The organism is Cryobacterium tagatosivorans, from assembly GCF_004402215.1.
In the GTDB taxonomy this organism is placed as follows: Bacteria; Actinomycetota; Actinomycetes; order Actinomycetales; family Microbacteriaceae; genus Cryobacterium; species Cryobacterium tagatosivorans.
This window is the reverse complement of sequence record NZ_SOEZ01000075.1, coordinates 92,760-109,014: the sequence shown is the minus strand read 5'-3', so window position 1 is coordinate 109,014 and position 16,255 is coordinate 92,760. Positions and strand designations below refer to the sequence as shown.

Sequence of the window (16,255 nt, the reverse complement as noted above, 5' to 3'; positions counted from 1 at the left end):
GCGGCGAAACGGCGCATCGCGAGCCCCGTCGACCGCCGAGCCCGCGCTCAGCGCGGTCACGGTCAGCAAGCTCAGCGCGAGGGCGTGCGCATAACTCCGCCAATTCCTGCACGGCTGCGCTTCTCACCCCCGGCATTGCCCGGACGCCGACAGCCGGCATCTTCGAATTGGCGGAGTTATGCACCGGGCGAGCCCGCGCGGCCCGCGCCGCCCGCCTCGAAGGCTGACTCGGCGAGGCGCGCTCCGGCCCGGCGGAGCCACAGGAGCGGTTCGCCCATCGCGGCGGCGCTGCTGCCGGCCAGGTCGGCCAGCGAGAGCGCGGCGGCGAAACCCGCCGTGTCGGCCTCGATCAGCCCGGCGACGAGCATGGCCCGCGCCCCGGCATCCGCCGCCTGCGCGGCCAGGTACGAGGGGACCTTGCCCGCGGCAGACTGCGCGTCGAAGCAGCCCTCGCCCGTCACGACGACGGATGCCCCGGCCAGCGCCCCCGGGATCCCGAGCGCCTCGCCCACGGCCGCCGATCCCGGGGCCATGGTCGCGCCCCAGGCGAGCAGCCCGAAGCCGGTCCCGCCCGCCGCGCCGGCCCCCGGCGTCGCCGGGTCAGCCACCGGCCTGCCCGCTCCGGCACTCGAAACCACCCCTGCCAGGTTCGCCAGGTTCGCCTCGAGCAGCGCAACCTCCGGCTCGCTCGCGCCCTTCTGCGGGCCGAACACGGCGGCCGCTCCGTCCGCGCCGAGCAGCGGGTTGGTCACGTCGCTGAGCACCAGCGCCCCGCCCGGCGGCAGCGGGCGCAGTCCGCCGAGGTCCAGCTCGGCGAGCGCGCCGAGCCCCCGGTTGCCGGACGGGACAGTGCGTCCCGGCGCATCGAGGAAGCGCGCGCCGAGGGCCGCGAGCGCGCCCGCTCCCCCGTCGGTCGAGGAGCTCCCGCCGATCGCGAGGAGCAGGCGCTGCACCCCGTGGCCCAGGGCCGCCGCGATCGCCTGCCCGAAGCCGAGCGTGTGCGCGTCCAGCGGCCGCAGCGGGTGGAGCAGCCCGAGGCCGCTCGTGTTCGCCAGTTCGACGACGCCCGTGCCGTCCGGCAGGAGCAGCCAGTACGCGTCGACGGGCCGGTCGTCCGGGCCCTGCACGGCCACGGGCATCCGCCTCGAACCCGGCACGGCGAGATCGAACGCCTCGAGCGTCCCCTCGCCGCCGTCGGCCATCGGCATCAGCCGCAGCTCGTCGTCCGGCCGCACGGATGCCCAGCCGGCCGCGATCGCCCTGGCCGCGTCCGCGGCGCCGGCGGTCCCCTTGAACGAGTCGGGGGCGATCACGATCGTGTGCGGCGTCATGCCCCCAGCTTCCCACCCGGCGCCCGCCGCACCGTCGCCGCGCCCCGCCCGCGTGAAACACTGGGGCGAGGGAAAGGAACGGCATGCAGGTGTACGGAAGCACGACGGATGACGCGACCCGCTGCGTGCACTACGGCACCGTCCTCGACATCGTCGCGATCAAGTTCCGGTGCTGCGGCCGCTACTACCCGTGCTTCCAGTGCCACGCCGAGGGCGAGACCCATCCGGCACGCCGGTGGCCGATGGCGGACTGGGCCCAGGAGGCCATCCTCTGCGGCGAATGCCACACCGAACTGAGCATCCTCGCCTACCGGCAGGCTACCTCGTGTCCCGCCTGCGGCGCCGCGTTCAACGAGCGCTGCGGCCTGCACGCCCACCTCTACTTCGAGGTCCCCGAGCCGGTGTCCGAGCCGGTCCCCGCGCCAGGCCCCACCCCCGGCCCCGACCCGGCCGGCTTACCCCCGGAGGGTATCCCCGCCTAAGCGGTACACTGGCGCCCAGACGTACCGGGCAACGGCAGGAACGGCATGGACACAGGACTGATGCTCCGCCTCCTGGTCCTGCGCGCACGCCTGCGCCGCCGCGACCGGTGGGATGCCGCCCGGATCGCCCGGCACCAGGCCCGTGCGCTCCGGAGGCTCCGCCGGGCGGCCTATGCGGGCTCCGAGTTCTACCGCCGGCACCACGCCGGGCTGCTGGGCGCACCGCTTTCCCAGCTTCCGCCGCTGACCAAGGCGCAGCTCATGGCGAACTTCGACCGGGTCGTGACCGTGCCCGGGCTGCGCCTGGCCGATGTGGAGGAGCACCTGCGCGCCCTCGTCGCTGCGCGCGCCGACCCCGCCCTGCCGTGGCGCGGTCGATGGTGGACCGGCGCGACGGCCGGCACCACCGGCCGCCCGGGGATCTTCGTCTGGGACCGGTCCGAGTGGGCCGCGATTCTCGCCTCCTACGCGCGCTCGAACGACTGGGCCGGCGTGCCGGTCGAGGTCACCCACCCGGTGCCGATGGCGGTCCTCGCCTCCCGGACCCCGACGCACCAGTCCGCGATGGTCGGGGCGTCGCTGCGGTCGAGGTTCGTGCCCGCGCTCCGGCTGGACGCCGCCGCGGCCCTGGCGCACACGGTCGCTGCGCTGAACCGCTTCCAGCCGCGCGTGCTCGTCGGCTACCCGTCCGCGCTGAGACCCCTCGCGGCGGAACAGCGCGCCGGGCGCCTGGCGATCCGGCCAGAGGCGGTGATGAGCGCATCCGAGGTGCTGCGTGAACCGGCCGCCGCCGAGATCACGGCCGCGTGGGGATCCGCCCCGATCGACGTCTACGCCGCCACCGAGACCGCGGTGATCGCCTCGTCGTGCGCGTCCGGAACCCGGCACGTCTACGAGGACCTCGTGATCGTCGAACCCGTGGATGACGCCGGGGCGCCGGTTCCGGCCGGCACCGTGGGGGCGCGAATCCTGGTGACCGTGCTGTTCTCGCGCACGCTGCCGCTGATCCGCTACGAGTTGACCGACCGCGTGGCCCTGGCCGGCCGCGGCTGCCCGTGCGGACGGTCCTTCGTGCGCCTGGCCGCGGTCGAGGGCCGGATCGAGGACGTGCTGCTGCTGCCCGGCGCCACCGGCGTGGTCAGCGTCCATCCGCTCCTCTTCCACGGCGTCCTCGACGGGGCGAGCCTCGCGGGCTGGCAGGTGAACCAGGAGGCCGACGGCCTGCGGGTGCTTGTGGTGGGCCTGGCCCCGTCGGTGACGGCAGAGGCAGTCCGGGCGCGGGTCGACTCGGCCCTCCGCGACGCGGGCGTCACGGCCACACCGATCACCGTGCGTGTGGCCGACGCCGTCGAGCGCACCCCGCTCGGCAAGGCGCCGCTCGTGCGGGCGCTTCCACGCACGGACACTCCAAGGAGAGGAACCACGACATGAGCGGACCGACTGAGACTGCGGTGATCGAGGTCAAGGGCGTGCACTGGGCCTCCTCCAAGGCCGTCGCCGAGTCCGTGCTCGGGCGCCGGCCGGGCGTGACAAAGGTCGAGGCCAACCCGGTCGCCCAGACCGCCAACGTGACCTTCGACCCGCGACATACGTCCATCGCCGACCTGGCCGGCTGGGTGCGGGACTGCGGTTACCACTGCTCCGGCCGGTCCGTCCCCGACCACATCTGCGACCCGATGGCGGAGGCCGACGCCCCAGCCCACGCCGGGCAGCACGCCGCGGCAGGCGCGGAGCACGCTCCGGCAGACGCCGACCACGCCGGACACGCCGCCCCCGTCACCCGGAGCGCGCAGGATGCCATGGGCCACGGCGGCCACGGCGAGATGTCGATGGATGCCATGATCCGCGACATGCGCAACCGGTTCCTGGTCGCCGCCGTGCTGTCGGTGCCGATCACCCTGTGGTCACCGATCGGCCGCGAGGTCCTCGGATTCGGCGCCCCGGCCCCCTTCGGCCTCCGCGACGACGTCTTCGCGCTCGTGCTCTCCCTGCCAGTGATCTTCTACTCGGCCTGGATCTTCTTCGACGGGGCCGTCCGGGCGCTGCGGGCCCGCACCCTGGACATGATGGTCCTCGTCGCCGTCGGCGTGGGCGCCGGCTGGCTGTACAGCCTGGCGGTGACCCTGACCGGCGGCGGCGAGGTGTTCTACGAGGCGGCCACCGTGCTGGCCAGCTTCGTGCTGCTCGGCCACTGGTTCGAAATGCGCGCCCGCGGCGGGGCGAACGACGCCGTGCGCACCCTGCTCGAGCTCGCCCCGCCCCTGGCGCTGGTCATCCGGGACGGGGAAACGGTCGAGGTGCCGAGTTCCGAGGTGGTCCCCGGGGACCTGATGCTGGTGCGCCCCGGCGCGCGGATCCCGACCGACGGCGTGGTCGAGCAGGGCGAGTCCGAGATCGACGAATCCATGATCACCGGGGAGAGCCTCCCGGTGGCCAAGGCCGCCGGCTCCGAGGCGATCGGCGCCACCGTGAACACGACCGGAACGCTCCGGGTGCGCGCGACGAGGGTCGGGGCGGACACCGCGCTGGCCCGGATCGTGGCCCTGGTCCAGGAGGCGCAGAACTCGAAGGCGCCCGGCCAGCGGCTCGCCGACCGGGCCGCGTTCTGGCTGGTGCTCGTCGCCCTGATCGGCGGCGGGGCCACCCTGGCGGCCTGGCTGCTGGTCGGAGCGAGCGTGCAGACGGCGATCCTTTTCGCCATCACCGTCGTCGTCATCACCTGCCCGGATGCCCTGGGCCTGGCCACGCCGACGGCCATCATGGTGGGCACGGGCCTGGGCGCGAAACGCGGCGTCCTGTTCAAGAACGCCACCGCGCTCGAGACGGCGGCGCGCATCGACACCGTCGTGCTGGACAAGACCGGCACGCTGACCCGGGGCGAGCCGGAGGTCACGGATGTCATCGCCATCGGGATCGAGGAGCCCCGGCTGCTGGCGCTCGTCGCCGCGGTCGAACGGGAGTCGGAGCATCCGCTCGCCGCCGCCATCGTCGCCCACGCCGAGGCCGGCGGGGCCGAGACCCTGGCCGCCGCGGAGTTCCGGAACGTTCCCGGGCATGGCGCGGGCGCGACCGTGCAGGGCCTCCGGGTGCTCGTCGGCAACCGCAAGCTGCTGGCCGCCGAGGGCGTCGAGCTGGCCCCGGTCGCGGCGCAGCGGGACGAGCTGGCCCAGGCCGGGCGCACGGCGGTGCTGGTCGCCGTCGACGGCCAGGCGGTCGGCGTCATCGCCCTGGCCGACGCCCCGCGCGAGACCGCGGCGGCGGCCGTGGCCGCGTTGCACGACGCCGGCATCCGGGTCGTCATGCTCACCGGCGACAACGAGGCCACCGCCCGACGGATCGCCGAGAAGCTGGGCATCGACACCGTGATCGCCGAGGTGCTGCCCGAAGACAAGTCGGCGAAGATCGCCGAGCTGCAGGGTGCCGGCCGGCGCGTCGCGATGGTCGGCGACGGTGTCAACGATGCCCCGGCGCTGGCGCAGGCCGACCTGGGCATCGCCATCGGCGCCGGCACGGATGTCGCCATCGAGACCGCGGACGTGGTGCTGATGCGCTCCGACCCGCTCGACGTTCCCGTGGCCCTGCGCATCGGGAAGGGCACCCTGCGCAAGATGCGGCAGAACCTCGGTTGGGCCATCGGTTACAACGTGATCGCCCTGCCGATCGCCGCCGGCCTGTTCTATCCGTCGCTGGGCCTCATGCTCAGCCCGGAGATCGCCGCGATCTCGATGTCCGGCTCGAGCGTCATCGTCGCCGTGAACGCGCTGCTGCTGAAGCGGCTTCCCTTACCGCGGCCGGCCGGCTCCGCCTAGCTGGCGGCGAGGAGGTCCTTGATCTCCTGGATCTCGGCCTCCTGGGCCGTGACGATGGCCTCGGCCAGGGCCTTCGCCTCGGCGTTCTTGCCGGCCTGCAGCTCGGTCCGTGCCATCGTGATCGCGCCCTCGTGGTGCACCAACATCTGCTGGAGGAACAACCGGGCGGCCTCCGAGCCGGTCGCCTCGTCCAGGGCCGACATGTCGTCCGCGGACATCATCCCGTCCGTCCCGTGGCCCATGCCCGCCATTGCCCTGTCGGCGCCCCAGGCGTCGAGCCAGGACTCCATCTGCTGGATTTCCGGCTCCTGGGCGGCCTTGATCCCGGTGGCGAGGTCGACGGTGTCCTGGTCGATGCCGTCCTTGCCGAGGATCTCGTCGCTCATCTCCACGGCCTGCTCGTGGTGCGGGATCATCATCTGGGCGAAGGCGACGTCCGCCGCATTGAAGGAGTCCGAGGAGGCCGGGGCGTCCGACGCGGCCGATCCACCCGACACCGCGCCGGCGCAGCCGCTGAGAGCGAGCAGGCCGGCCACCGCCGCGGCGGCCAGGAGGGAGGTACGGCGGGCGAGAAGTCTGTTCGTGAGCATGGCTGTATCCAATCAGGTGGGGCTGGGAGAAACGAGGAGCGTTCGAGGTCAGTGCGCGGCCGCGAGGTCCCGTCGTTCCACGGAGTCGGCGCCGGTGACGGTCGCGGCGACGCGGAGCCCGCGGAAACCGCGCAGCCGGAGGCTGTTGCTCACGACGAACACGGAGGACAGCCCCATCGCCGCCCCGGCGATCAGGGGGTTGAGCAGACCGAGCATGGCCAGCGGGATCGCGGCGACGTTGTAGGCGAACGCCCAGAACAGGTTGGCCTTGATGGTGCCCAGGGTGCGCCGGGACAGCCGGATGGCATCCGCGGCGGCGACGAGGTCGCTGCGCACGAGGGTAAGGTCGCTGGCCTCGATGGCGACATCGGTGCCGGTGCCCATGGCGATGCCGAGGTCGGCCGTGGCGAGCGCGACGGCGTCGTTCACACCGTCTCCGACCATGGCGACGACCCGGCCCTCCCGCTGCAGGTCGCGGATGACCTCGGCCTTCTCGGCCGGGAGCACGTCGGCGCGCACGTCGGTGATGCCGACCTCGGCCGCGACGGCCCGGGCGACGACCTCGTTGTCGCCGGTCAGCAGCAGCGGGCGCAGGCCCAGGCGGCGGAACTCGGCAACGGCGGCGGCGCTCGTCGCCTTGACCACATCGGACACGGCGAGGATGCCCCGGGCCTGGCCGTCCCAGGCGACCGCGACGGCGGTCTGCCCGCGGGACGCGAACAGGGCGAGGGCGTCCGCGAGCTCGGCGGGGAGCGTGACGCTCCACTCGTCGGCGAGCCAGCGCGGGCGTCCGACCAGCACGAGGTGACCGTCGACGACGGCCTGCACGCCGAGGCCGTCTTCCGACGCGAACGATTCGGGGGTGGGGAGCGCGGCAACGCGCTCCAGCGCCCCTGCGGCGATCGCCGCGGCGATCGGATGCTCCGAGCCGGTCTCCGCCGCACCGGCGAGGCGGAGAAGCTCGTCTTCGGCCACGCCCCGGGCGGGCACGGCGGCGACCAGCGTCATCCGGCCGGTCGTCACTGTGCCGGTCTTGTCCAGGACGATGGTGTCGACCCGGCGGGTCGATTCGAGGACCTGCGGCCCCTTGATCAGGATGCCCAGCTGGGCGCCGCGCCCGGTCCCGACCAGCAGGGCGGTCGGGGTGGCCAGGCCGAGGGCGCACGGGCAGGCGATGATCAGGGTCGCCACGGCCGCGGTGAAGGCCGCCACGGGGCCCGCGCCGATGAGGAGCCAGACGGCGAGGGCGGCCAGGGCGAGGCCGATCACGATCGGCACGAAGATCGCCGACACCCGGTCGGCCAGGCGCTGCACATCGGCCTTGCCGGCCTGCGCCTGTTCGACGAGGCGTCCGATCTGGGCGAGTTCGGTATCCGAGCCCACCCTGGTGGCCCGCACCACGAGGCGTCCGCCCGAGTTGAGCGTGGCGCCGACGACGACGGCGCCGGGTCCGACCTCGACCGGAACGGCCTCGCCGGTGAGCATGCTCGCGTCGACCGCCGAGGTGCCCAGGACGACCTCGCCGTCGGTCGCGACCTTCTCGCCCGGGCGCACGACGAACAGGTCGCCGACGACGAGGGCGGAGGTGGGGACCCGGGTCTCGACCCCGTCCCGCAGCAGCGTCGCCTCCTTGGCGCCCAGTTCGAGCAGCGCCTTCAGGGCAGCGCCGGAACGTCGTTTCGCCCGGGCCTCGAAGTACCGCCCGGCCAGGATGAAGACGGTGACCGCGGATGCCACCTCGAGGTAGATCTCGTCGGCCCCGGCCCCGGGTTCGGCCGTGAAGGAGAACTCCATCGTCATGCCGGGCATCCCAGCCATGCCGAAGAACAGCGCGTAGAGCGACCAGCCGAGCGACGCGAGCACCCCGACGCTGATCAGGGTGTCCATCGTCGCCGCGCCGTGGCGGGCGTTGACCCACGCCGCGCGGTGGAACGGCCAGGCGCCCCAGACCGCGACGGGAGCCGCGAGGGTGAGGGCGAGCCACTGCCAGTTGGTGAACTGCAGCGCGGGGATCATCGACAGCAGCGCGACCGGCGTCGCGAGGGCGGCGGAGACCAGCAGCCGCTGCCGCAGGCTGCGAACGTCGCCGTCCGCCTCGTCCGCGATATCCGGAAGCTCGGCCGGTGCGGGCAGCACGGCCGTATAGCCGGTGGCCTCGATGGTGGCGATCGCGGCGTCGACCGAGGTGCCCTCCGGCACGAACACGGTGGCCTTCTCGGTCGCATAGTTGACCGAGGCCTCGACCCCGGGCATCCGGTTGAGCTTCTTCTCGATCCGCGCCGCGCATGACGCGCAGGTCATCCCGCCGACGACAAGCTCGACCTGCCGGCCGCTCATCGGGACTGGGTCACCAGCGCGTACCCGGCCTCGTCGATCGCCGCGGCGACCGCGTCGGGGTCGAGCGCGCCGGCGCTGGAGACCATCACCCGGGAGACGCCGCCCGGCACGAGCGCGACCTCCACGTTCTTCGCGCCCTCTACCCGGCCGAGTTCCTCGGTGACGCTCTTCACGCAGTGTCCGCAGGTCATCCCGGACACCTCGAAGATGCTCGTGGTCAGTTCGGCGTCGTTCTGTTCTGTTTCGTTTGCGCTCATGAGCCGCGTTCCCTTTCGATTGTGTTACCCCCCGGGGGTACGTGAACCACTATACCCCCGATACCCACTGGGGGTATAGTGGGAGCATGAATGAATCAACCGGGGCGGAGAACGCGCTGCATGACGGGCATCACGGCGCGCACGGGTACATCTCCAACAAGGATGACTACCTCAAGCGCCTGCGCCGGATCGAGGGGCAGGCCCGCGGCCTGCAGGGCATGGTGTCCGACGAGAAGTACTGCATCGACATCCTCACCCAGATCTCGGCGATGACGAGTGCGCTGCAGTCCGTCGCGCTCGGCCTCCTCGACGACCACCTGAACCACTGCGTCGTGGATGCCGCCGCGGTCGGCGGCCCGGAGGCCGACCTGAAGATGCGCGAGGCCTCGGCCGCGATCGCCCGGCTCGTGCGCTCCTAACCACGCCCGTCAGCGCACGTCAGCGCACGTCAGCGCACCTCGATGACGCCCATCATGCCGTTGTCCTCATGGTCGAGGATGTGGCAGTGGTAGACCGAGCGGCCGGCGAAGTCGTCGAACGCGATCCGCACGACCACCCGGCCACGCGCCGGAACATTCACGACGTCGCGCTCGAGCACGGATTCCGCGTCCCGGCCGTTCTCCTCCATCAGCTGCATCGGCCACACGTGCAGGTGCACGGGATGGTCCATCGGACTGTCGTTGACCAGGGTCCACTCCTCGACGCTCCCCGCCTGGACCGTCGTATCCACCCGGCCGGCGTCGAACTGGCGGCCGTTGATGGTGAAGCTCATCATGCCGCCACCGCCCATGCCCGCCCCCATGCCCATCGCGAAACTGAGCTCCCGCCTGGCCGTCACCGTGGCGGAGCGGAGGTCCCGGGGCGTCGGCTGGGCGGAGACCGCCGGCAGTTCCGCTACGGCGTCACCGGACACGGCCAGGGTCGCCAGCAGCACGGCGCCGGAGAGCGATCCCGCGGGCGCGCCGCCCATCATCCCGCCCGCGCCGCCCCGGTCGTAGGCGGCCGCGCGCAGTGACGCCGTCCCGGCACGGGTGGTGACGAGCAGGTCCGCCCGGTTCCCCGGGGCCAGCAGCACCTCCTCCACCTCCAGCGGGTTGCGGAACCGGCCGGAGTCGATGCCGACCAGCTGGAGCCGCTGGCCGTCCAGGCGCAGCCGCAGGTACCGGGACACACAGGTGTTCACCACGCGCCAGCGTTCCCGCTCGCCCGGGCGTGCGGAGAGGCGGGGGGTGACCTGGCCGTTGACCAGCACGATCTCGCCCTCGCGTCCGAGCATCCGGGCCATCGGGGACGCGACGGCGATGCGTCCGGAGCCGTCCAGGTTGACGTCCGAGATCAGCAGCATCCGCTCCCTTGCCGCCTCGATCGGTTCAGGGTCCTCGACGATGATGGCTCCGTACAGTCCGCCGGAGACCTGGTCGGCGACCGTGCCGTGGTGATGCGGGTGATACCAGTACACCCCCGGCGGATGATCGGCGGGCAACTCGTACTCGTAGGCGAAGCCATCGCCGGGCTCCACCATGACGAACGGGTTGTCCCCCGCGCCCTCCGGCGACACGTGGAGCCCGTGCACGTGCAGGTTCGTGGGGTCGGTGAGTGCGTTCCGCAAGCGCACGCTCAGCCGGTCGCCCGCCTTGAGGCGCAGCGTAGGACCCGGAATCCCCCCGTTGAAACTCAGCGCGCTCACGTCCCGGCCGCCGAGGCGCACCCGGCGGCCGGCGGCCGTCAACCGCACCCGGAGCCGGCCGGCCTCGCTGGCCAGCTCGGCCGGCTCGGCGAACTGAGGCCCTGGCGGAGTCCGGATCGTGGAGCCCCAGAGCAGGCCGGCGCCGCCGACCGCGGTGGCGGCCACCCCCAGGCCGCCGAGCAGCAGGATGCCGCGCCGGCTGATCGGCTGCATCACCGGTTCTCGTCGAGAACCCGGAGCTGTTCGCGGTACTGGTCGGCGGTCAGCTCCCCCTTCGCGAATCGTTCGTCGAGGATCTCACGAGCGCGCGTCCCGCCGGAGGGCGTTCCGTTGCCGGGCGGTCCACCGCGAGCGCCGCCGCCGCTGCCGGCGGACAGACGCACGATCAATACCACGAGCAGCGCAATGCCGGCGACGAGCAGCAGCCCGAGGAGCCACATCCAGCCGGGTCCGTCTCCGTAGCCCCACATCATGTCGGTCTCCTCTCGCAGTTCCCCTGATGGCGACAGGATACTCCCGCGGGACGGGAAGTCCGCACGCCGGGTCGGCCGGCCCCGCGGCGCGGTGGCCCGACCGCCGGCAGTATCCCCGCGAGCGCGCGGCGCGGCCTTGACAGGCTCCCCGCGCGGGGATGTGATGACGAAGGATGCAGTGTTCCTGCCAAATGCAGGTTTCGTGCCAACTGCAGTGTTCGCGCCAAGGAGGCCTGCCATGCCGCTCGTTCTGATTCTGGCCGGGGTCGCCGTCGTCGCCGTGGGGGTCGCCGTCGCCATCCTGTTCCTCCGGCAGCCCGATCCGGCGCGGCGAGCCAGGGGCCTGGCCCGGGTGGCCGCGGCGGCCATGGCGGTGTACGTCATCTTCTTTGGCGTCTTCGTCGCCGGGGAGACGCTTACGGATGCGGGCAGCGTCCCCGCGCCCTGGCTGATCCTGGCCTGGCTGGCCCCCCTCGTCCTGCTGGCCGCGCTCGCCTGGTTTCGACCGGATTGGGCGACGCTCGTGCTCGCGACCCTCACCGTGGTCCTCGTGCTGGCCGCTGTCTGGTTCGCCGCCGACCCCGGCGCCTGGCGCATGATCGAGAACAGCGTCGGCCCGATCCGTGCCCTGGCCTCCTTCGTGCTCGGGGCAGCCCTCGCGGCGCTCGGCCTACGCCGGGCCGCCCCGGCCGGGTGGATGCTGCTTGCCGTCGGGATTCTCCCGGTCGCCGTGTCGAGCCTCGGCAGCCTGGACGCCTCCGCGTCGCTCGCGGCCGTGAGCTTCATGCCCGTGATCTGCGGCCTGGTGTTCCTCGCCGCCGACCGGCTGGACCGCCAGGCGGCGCGCGCGGCGTCGCCCGCGGACCGGGTACGGCAGACCAGGACGAGCTGACCGCCGCAGGTCAGTTCGTGGCGCCACGCGGCCGTCCGGTTGAGTCGCGGACAAAGTACCTTCAGCGTCGCAACGAAGGGTGTTTCTCCGCATCTCAGCCCGGAGCCGACGCGCGGCCTGGTGGCCGCGAGCGCGCCCGCAGCGAGCGGTAAAAGGTTGCACGGGGCATTTGTATGCGCTTACACTCGGGGGTCAGTCACGAACGTCAACGACGACACGAAGGATTTGCACCGGACATGACAACCATTCCTGCTTTCACCGCGGCGACGCTCGCCGCCACCCGCAGACAGTTCCTGGTCGGCGGCGCGGCGGTCGCCGCGGTCGGCCTGGCCACCGCGCAGGCCACGCCGGCGCACGCCTCCCCTTTCGCGTCCGCGACCACCGGCGGCGTCGACCGCGGCACGATCCAGCGGTGGGCCCGCGACACGTGGGCTTCCCTCGTCGCGATGACCGATCCGGTGACCGGGCTGCCGGCCGACAACATCAGCGGCCCCGTGGACGAGCCCCGGCGCAGCGGCTATACCTCCCCGACGAACATCGGCGGCTACCTGTGGAGCACGGTCGTCGCGCGCGAACTCGGCATCATCGACGCCGGCGAGTGCCTCGAACGGCTAACCCGGACGCTGACCACCATGGCGCGCCTGAAGCACCACGAGCCCAGCGGGATGTTCTACAACTGGTACGACGAAGCCAGCGGCGACGTCGTGACCACGTGGCCGGAGGACGGCAACACGGTCTACCCGTTCCTCTCCAGCGTCGACAACGGCTGGTTCGCCGCCGCGCTGATGGTCGTGCGCAACGCAGAGCCCCGCATGGCCAGGCTGGCGGGCGGCATCCTGAAGAAGATGAACTTCGGCATGTTCTACAACAAGGATGCCCGTCCGGGCATCGGGGCCGGCCTGCTCCGGGGCGGCTTCTGGGACGTCAAGCCGGCGGTCAACACCGCCGAGGGCAACTACCTCGGCAACGGACCCGACGTGTTCTACACGCTCAACCACTACGACATCCACAACAGCGAGCCGCGCATCGCCAGCTACATCGGCATCTCCCGCGGCCAGATCCCCGCAGCGCACTACTTCGCGACCCAGCGGGTCTTCCCGGACACCTGCGACTGGTCCTGGCTGGAGCAGAAGCCGGTCGGCGACCACAAGACCTACCACGGCATCGATGTGTTCGAGGGGGCTTTCGCCTACCGCGGCATGCACATCGTGCCGAGCTGGGGCGGCGACATGTTCGAGGCGCTCATGCCCGACCTGTTCGTGCCGGAGTCGACCTGGGCGCCCAGGGCCTGGGGCGTGAACCACCCCCTCACCGTGCGCGCCCAGCGCGAGTTCGGGCTGGACGACGCGAAGTACGGGTACTGGGGCTTCTCCCCGGCCAGCCGGCCCGGGGGCGGCTACAGCGAGTGGGGCGTCGAAGCGATCGGGATGAACCCCGACGGCTACGTGTCGGACATGGAGCGCACCCACTACGACGGCGGCTTCGCGGGCTGCCGCGAGGGCACCAACCCCGCCCCGGCGTGGGGCGACGGGGTCGTTACCCCGCACGCCGCATTCCTGGCGATGCAGTACGAACCGCGCCAGGCCTACGACAACCTCGTCAGGATCGAACGAGAGCTCAAGGCGTACGGTGACGGCGGCTTCTACGACGCCGTGGCCGTCAAGTCCGGCCTGGTTGCCCGGCGCTACCTCTCGCTCGACCAGGCGATGGTCCTCGGCGCCATCGGGAACGTCTTCTGCGCCGACGTCATCCGTCGCAACTTCACGCGCGGGGCGGTGCAGGACACCATCAAGCCGCTGATTTCGATCGAGGAATTCGGCGCGGGCATCATCGGCTAGGCACGCCAACGTCCCCGCTCGTTCGCCGGTTCGGTGCCACACTGGCAGCAGCGGCAACGGCCGGGCGGAGGTGAGCCGTGAGGAAGTCCAGGGCGGGACAGGCCACAGCCACCGCGGCCTCGCGCCCCGCCCTGCTTCCCGGGCCGGCCGGACGCGACCCGGTGATGGACCTTGCCCGGGTGTTCTGCCTGGCACTGGTCGTCGTCGGTCACCTGTTCATGCTCGGCGCCTCCGTCACTGTCGGCGACGACCTGGTCATCGAGCGCACGCTGCTGCTGCAGCCGTGGCTCACCCCGGTCACCTGGGTCGCCCAGGTCATGCCCCTCTTCTTCATGATCGGCGGGTTCGTCGGCGTGCAGGCCTGGCGTCGCACGGAGGCGCGCGGGGGCAGCGCCGCCGGGTTCATCCGCGGGCGTTTCCTGCGGCTCGCGAGGCCGGCCGTCCCCCTCTTCGCCTTCCTGTCCCTGGGCATCCTGGTGCTGCATCTGACCGGAGTCGCCCCCGGCAGCGTTGCCCAGATCGCGACCGGCGTCGCCTCACCGCTGTGGTTCCTCGCCGCGTACGCCTTCAGCCAGGCCTACCTGCCCGGAATGGCGACGCTGCACTCCCGGGCACCGCGCCGCACCCTGGTCGCGCTGGGCGCCGCCGCGGTCGCCGTCGACATCGTCAGCCTCACCACCGAGCTGCCGGTACTGGGCCTGTTCAACATGATCCTGGTCTGGTTGTTCCTGCAACAGCTGGGCATCTGGGCCGCCGACGGCTGGCTCCAGGCCCGGTCCCGGCTGAGCCTGGTCCTGATCGTCATCGCCGTCTACGGCGCCCTCGGACTGGTGACCACTCTCGGCCCGTACCCCGCGGACATGCTCGAGAACCTCAACCCGCCGACGGTGGCCCTGATCCCGCTCGGCGTGGCCCAGTTCGCGGTCCTGATGCTGCTGCATCCGCTCTGCCGCCGGCTGATGCGCGGCGGCGCGGTGCGGCTGGTCGTGTCCGCGGTCGGGCGTCGGCTGATGACGGTGTACCTGTGGCACCTGCCCGTTCTCGCGCTGGTCGTCGGGCTGCTCCTGCTCACCCCGCTCCCCTCGCCCGCGCCGGGCAGCGGAGCCTGGTGGGCGACGCGACCGGTCGTCCTGGCCGTCGCGGTCCTCGCCCTGGCCGGCGTCTCGGCGCTGCTCGGCCGGTTCGAGCGGCCGGTCAGCGCTTCGGGGCAGCACGCCCCAGCGAGCGACTGGAGCATCGGCGCGTCGACCGCCCTGCTGATCATTCCGCCGTTCACGGTCATGGTCTTCGGGCTCGACCTCGTCATCGCCATTACGGGCACGGCCCTGCTCACGGTCGCGATCCTGCTGCAGCGGCCCCGGACCCTCACGCCCGTCCGGGGCGTCCCGCCGCGAAGCGACGTCCGCGCAGCCCCGGAAGACCTGTTGCCGCCCTTCGACTCCCAGCACGCTCCGACCCGTCCCCGATAGGGTCGCCCCATGAGTTCTTCCGCCAGGCCTCGTCGGCGAGCGCCCGCGGCAGCACAAGCACGTCGGCGTCCGTCCGCGGCCGCGAAGCCGCGTGGGCGCGGGTCCGCGGCAGCCACGCCGCGTCGGCGTCCGTCCGCCGCGGTGAAGTCACGCCGGCGCGCTCCCGGCCGGCCTCGCCGCCGGCTGGTCATCCTGGCCGCTTTCGCCGTGCTGCTGGGGCTCGTCGGCGCCCTCGCCGTTCCCGCGGCCATCGACCGCGCGGAGGAGGACGCCAGGCCCGTCGCGTTCAACGCCGGCTTGATCATCAGCGACTACAACTTCTTCAACCCCTCGGCCATGACCGAGGAGGAGATCCAGTCCTTCCTCGAAGCGCGCGCGTGCGCTCCGGCGGATGCGTCGCCGTGCCTGTGGGAGTACCGCGAAAGCACGACCGCCCAGCCGAACCAGGGCTCGGGCCACTGCACGCGCTATGCCGCCGCCAGCAACGAGCCGGCCAGCCGGATCATCGCCAAGGTCGCGAAGGCGTGCACGATCAGCCCGCGGGTGCTGCTCGTGCTGCTGCAGAAGGAGCAATCCCTGCTGACACGGCCGACGGCATCCGGTTACCTGCGCGCCACCGGCTACGCCTGTCCAGACACGGCCGATTGCGACGCTCGGTACTTCGGATTCTTCAATCAGGTCTACCGCGCGGCCTGGCAGTTCCGCCAATACACCCGGGAGCCGGAGCGCGCCTACAAGATCGGCACGGTCGACGTGGGCTTCCACCCCGATGCCGCGTGCGGCGCCGAGCCGGTGCGCATTCAGAACCAGGCCACCGCGAACCTGTACAACTACACGCCGTACCAGCCCAATGCCGCGCTGCTGGCCCGGCCGGGCACCGACGGCGACAGCTGCTCGGCGTTTGGAAACCTGAACTTCTGGCGCTTCTATAGCCGCTGGTTCGGGTCGAGCGACACGGAACCGTTCCCCTCTTACCTCGACCAGTGCCTCAACCTGGTCGGCGGCCGGGCGTGCGAGGAACCCAACTTTTTCGCCCGACTTTCTCCGCTCCGCTGAGGCAGATCACGCGTAGTGTCGTGCCCGGGAGGAC

The 16,255-nt window shown here is 72.2% G+C and carries 14 protein-coding genes; 8 read left to right on the top strand and 6 right to left on the bottom strand.

The genetic code is table 11. The annotated features are described in order from the left end of the window. Positions 1 to 176: 176 nt before the first annotated feature. Positions 177 to 1,331 carry a glycerate kinase gene (locus E3O23_RS15695; protein ID WP_134492616.1) on the bottom strand — a complete coding sequence of 385 codons (1,155 nt, stop codon included), beginning with the start codon at positions 1,329 to 1,331 and terminating at the stop codon, positions 177 to 179. 83 nt (positions 1,332 to 1,414) lie between these two features. Between E3O23_RS15695 and E3O23_RS15690 the strand changes: the two genes are divergently transcribed. Genes E3O23_RS15690 through E3O23_RS15680 form a run of 3 tightly spaced genes read left to right on the top strand, consistent with a single transcriptional unit; the run spans position 1,415 to position 5,622 of the window. Next, the gene (locus E3O23_RS15690) at positions 1,415 to 1,813 is read left to right on the top strand and encodes a CHY zinc finger protein (RefSeq protein ID WP_134492614.1); all 399 of its coding nucleotides are present in this window, start codon (positions 1,415 to 1,417) and stop codon (positions 1,811 to 1,813) included. 45 nt (positions 1,814 to 1,858) lie between these two features. After that, positions 1,859 to 3,244: a phenylacetate--CoA ligase family protein gene (locus tag E3O23_RS15685; protein WP_134492613.1), complete on the top strand. Its 1,386-nt coding sequence runs from the start codon at positions 1,859 to 1,861 to the stop codon at positions 3,242 to 3,244. Next, a complete protein-coding gene (locus tag E3O23_RS15680; RefSeq protein ID WP_134492611.1) occupies positions 3,241 to 5,622 on the top strand; it encodes a heavy metal translocating P-type ATPase in 2,382 nt (793 codons plus the stop codon). Before E3O23_RS15685 ends, E3O23_RS15680 begins: the two co-directional genes overlap by 4 nt. Here the strand turns inward: E3O23_RS15680 and E3O23_RS15675 are convergent. The 3 genes from E3O23_RS15675 to E3O23_RS15665 are packed head-to-tail and all read right to left on the bottom strand — an operon-like array spanning position 5,619 to position 8,806. Further along, positions 5,619 to 6,212, bottom strand: coding sequence for a DUF305 domain-containing protein (locus E3O23_RS15675; protein WP_134492609.1), 594 nt, complete (start codon positions 6,210 to 6,212; stop codon positions 5,619 to 5,621). The genes E3O23_RS15680 and E3O23_RS15675 overlap by 4 nt on opposite strands. A 48-nt stretch (positions 6,213 to 6,260) precedes the next feature. Next, positions 6,261 to 8,549 carry a heavy metal translocating P-type ATPase gene (locus E3O23_RS15670; RefSeq protein ID WP_134492607.1) on the bottom strand — a complete coding sequence of 763 codons (2,289 nt, stop codon included), beginning with the start codon at positions 8,547 to 8,549 and terminating at the stop codon, positions 6,261 to 6,263. Beyond that, on the bottom strand, positions 8,546 to 8,806 hold the full coding sequence (locus tag E3O23_RS15665) for a heavy-metal-associated domain-containing protein (protein WP_338145314.1): 261 nt from the start codon (positions 8,804 to 8,806) through the stop codon (positions 8,546 to 8,548). The genes E3O23_RS15670 and E3O23_RS15665 overlap by 4 nt, the downstream gene beginning before the upstream one ends. Positions 8,807 to 8,892: 86 nt before the next feature. On the opposite strand from E3O23_RS15665, the gene E3O23_RS15660 reads away from it, so the two are divergent. Continuing rightward, on the top strand, positions 8,893 to 9,225 hold the full coding sequence (locus E3O23_RS15660; protein WP_134492605.1) for a metal-sensitive transcriptional regulator: 333 nt from the start codon (positions 8,893 to 8,895) through the stop codon (positions 9,223 to 9,225). A gap of 29 nt (positions 9,226 to 9,254) precedes the next feature. Here E3O23_RS15660 and E3O23_RS15655 read toward each other — a convergent pair whose 3' ends face one another. Both E3O23_RS15655 and E3O23_RS15650 read right to left on the bottom strand, forming a co-directional pair. Further along, a complete protein-coding gene (locus E3O23_RS15655; RefSeq protein ID WP_134492675.1) occupies positions 9,255 to 10,706 on the bottom strand; it encodes a multicopper oxidase family protein in 1,452 nt (483 codons plus the stop codon). After that, a complete protein-coding gene (locus E3O23_RS15650; RefSeq protein WP_134492603.1) occupies positions 10,706 to 10,966 on the bottom strand; it encodes an SHOCT domain-containing protein in 261 nt (86 codons plus the stop codon). The genes E3O23_RS15655 and E3O23_RS15650 overlap by 1 nt, the downstream gene beginning before the upstream one ends. Before the next feature lie 238 nt (positions 10,967 to 11,204). Here E3O23_RS15650 and E3O23_RS15645 point away from each other — a divergent pair, with 238 nt between their 5' ends. The 4 genes from E3O23_RS15645 to E3O23_RS15630 all read left to right on the top strand — a co-directional run bounded on the left by E3O23_RS15645 (position 11,205) and on the right by E3O23_RS15630 (position 16,221). Further along, positions 11,205 to 11,858 (top strand): hypothetical protein, encoded by a 654-nt coding sequence (locus tag E3O23_RS15645; RefSeq protein WP_134492601.1) that lies wholly within the window; start codon positions 11,205 to 11,207, stop codon positions 11,856 to 11,858. Positions 11,859 to 12,094: 236 nt separating this feature from the next. After that, on the top strand, positions 12,095 to 13,696 hold the full coding sequence (locus E3O23_RS15640; protein WP_134492599.1) for a glucoamylase family protein: 1,602 nt from the start codon (positions 12,095 to 12,097) through the stop codon (positions 13,694 to 13,696). A 77-nt stretch (positions 13,697 to 13,773) separates the two neighbouring features. Then, complete coding sequence (locus E3O23_RS15635) at positions 13,774 to 15,165, top strand: acyltransferase family protein (protein ID WP_134492597.1); 1,392 nt, start codon at positions 13,774 to 13,776, stop codon at positions 15,163 to 15,165. A gap of 141 nt (positions 15,166 to 15,306) precedes the next feature. Continuing rightward, a complete protein-coding gene (locus E3O23_RS15630; RefSeq protein ID WP_134492595.1) occupies positions 15,307 to 16,221 on the top strand; it encodes a hypothetical protein in 915 nt (304 codons plus the stop codon). Positions 16,222 to 16,255: the final 34 nt, after the last annotated feature.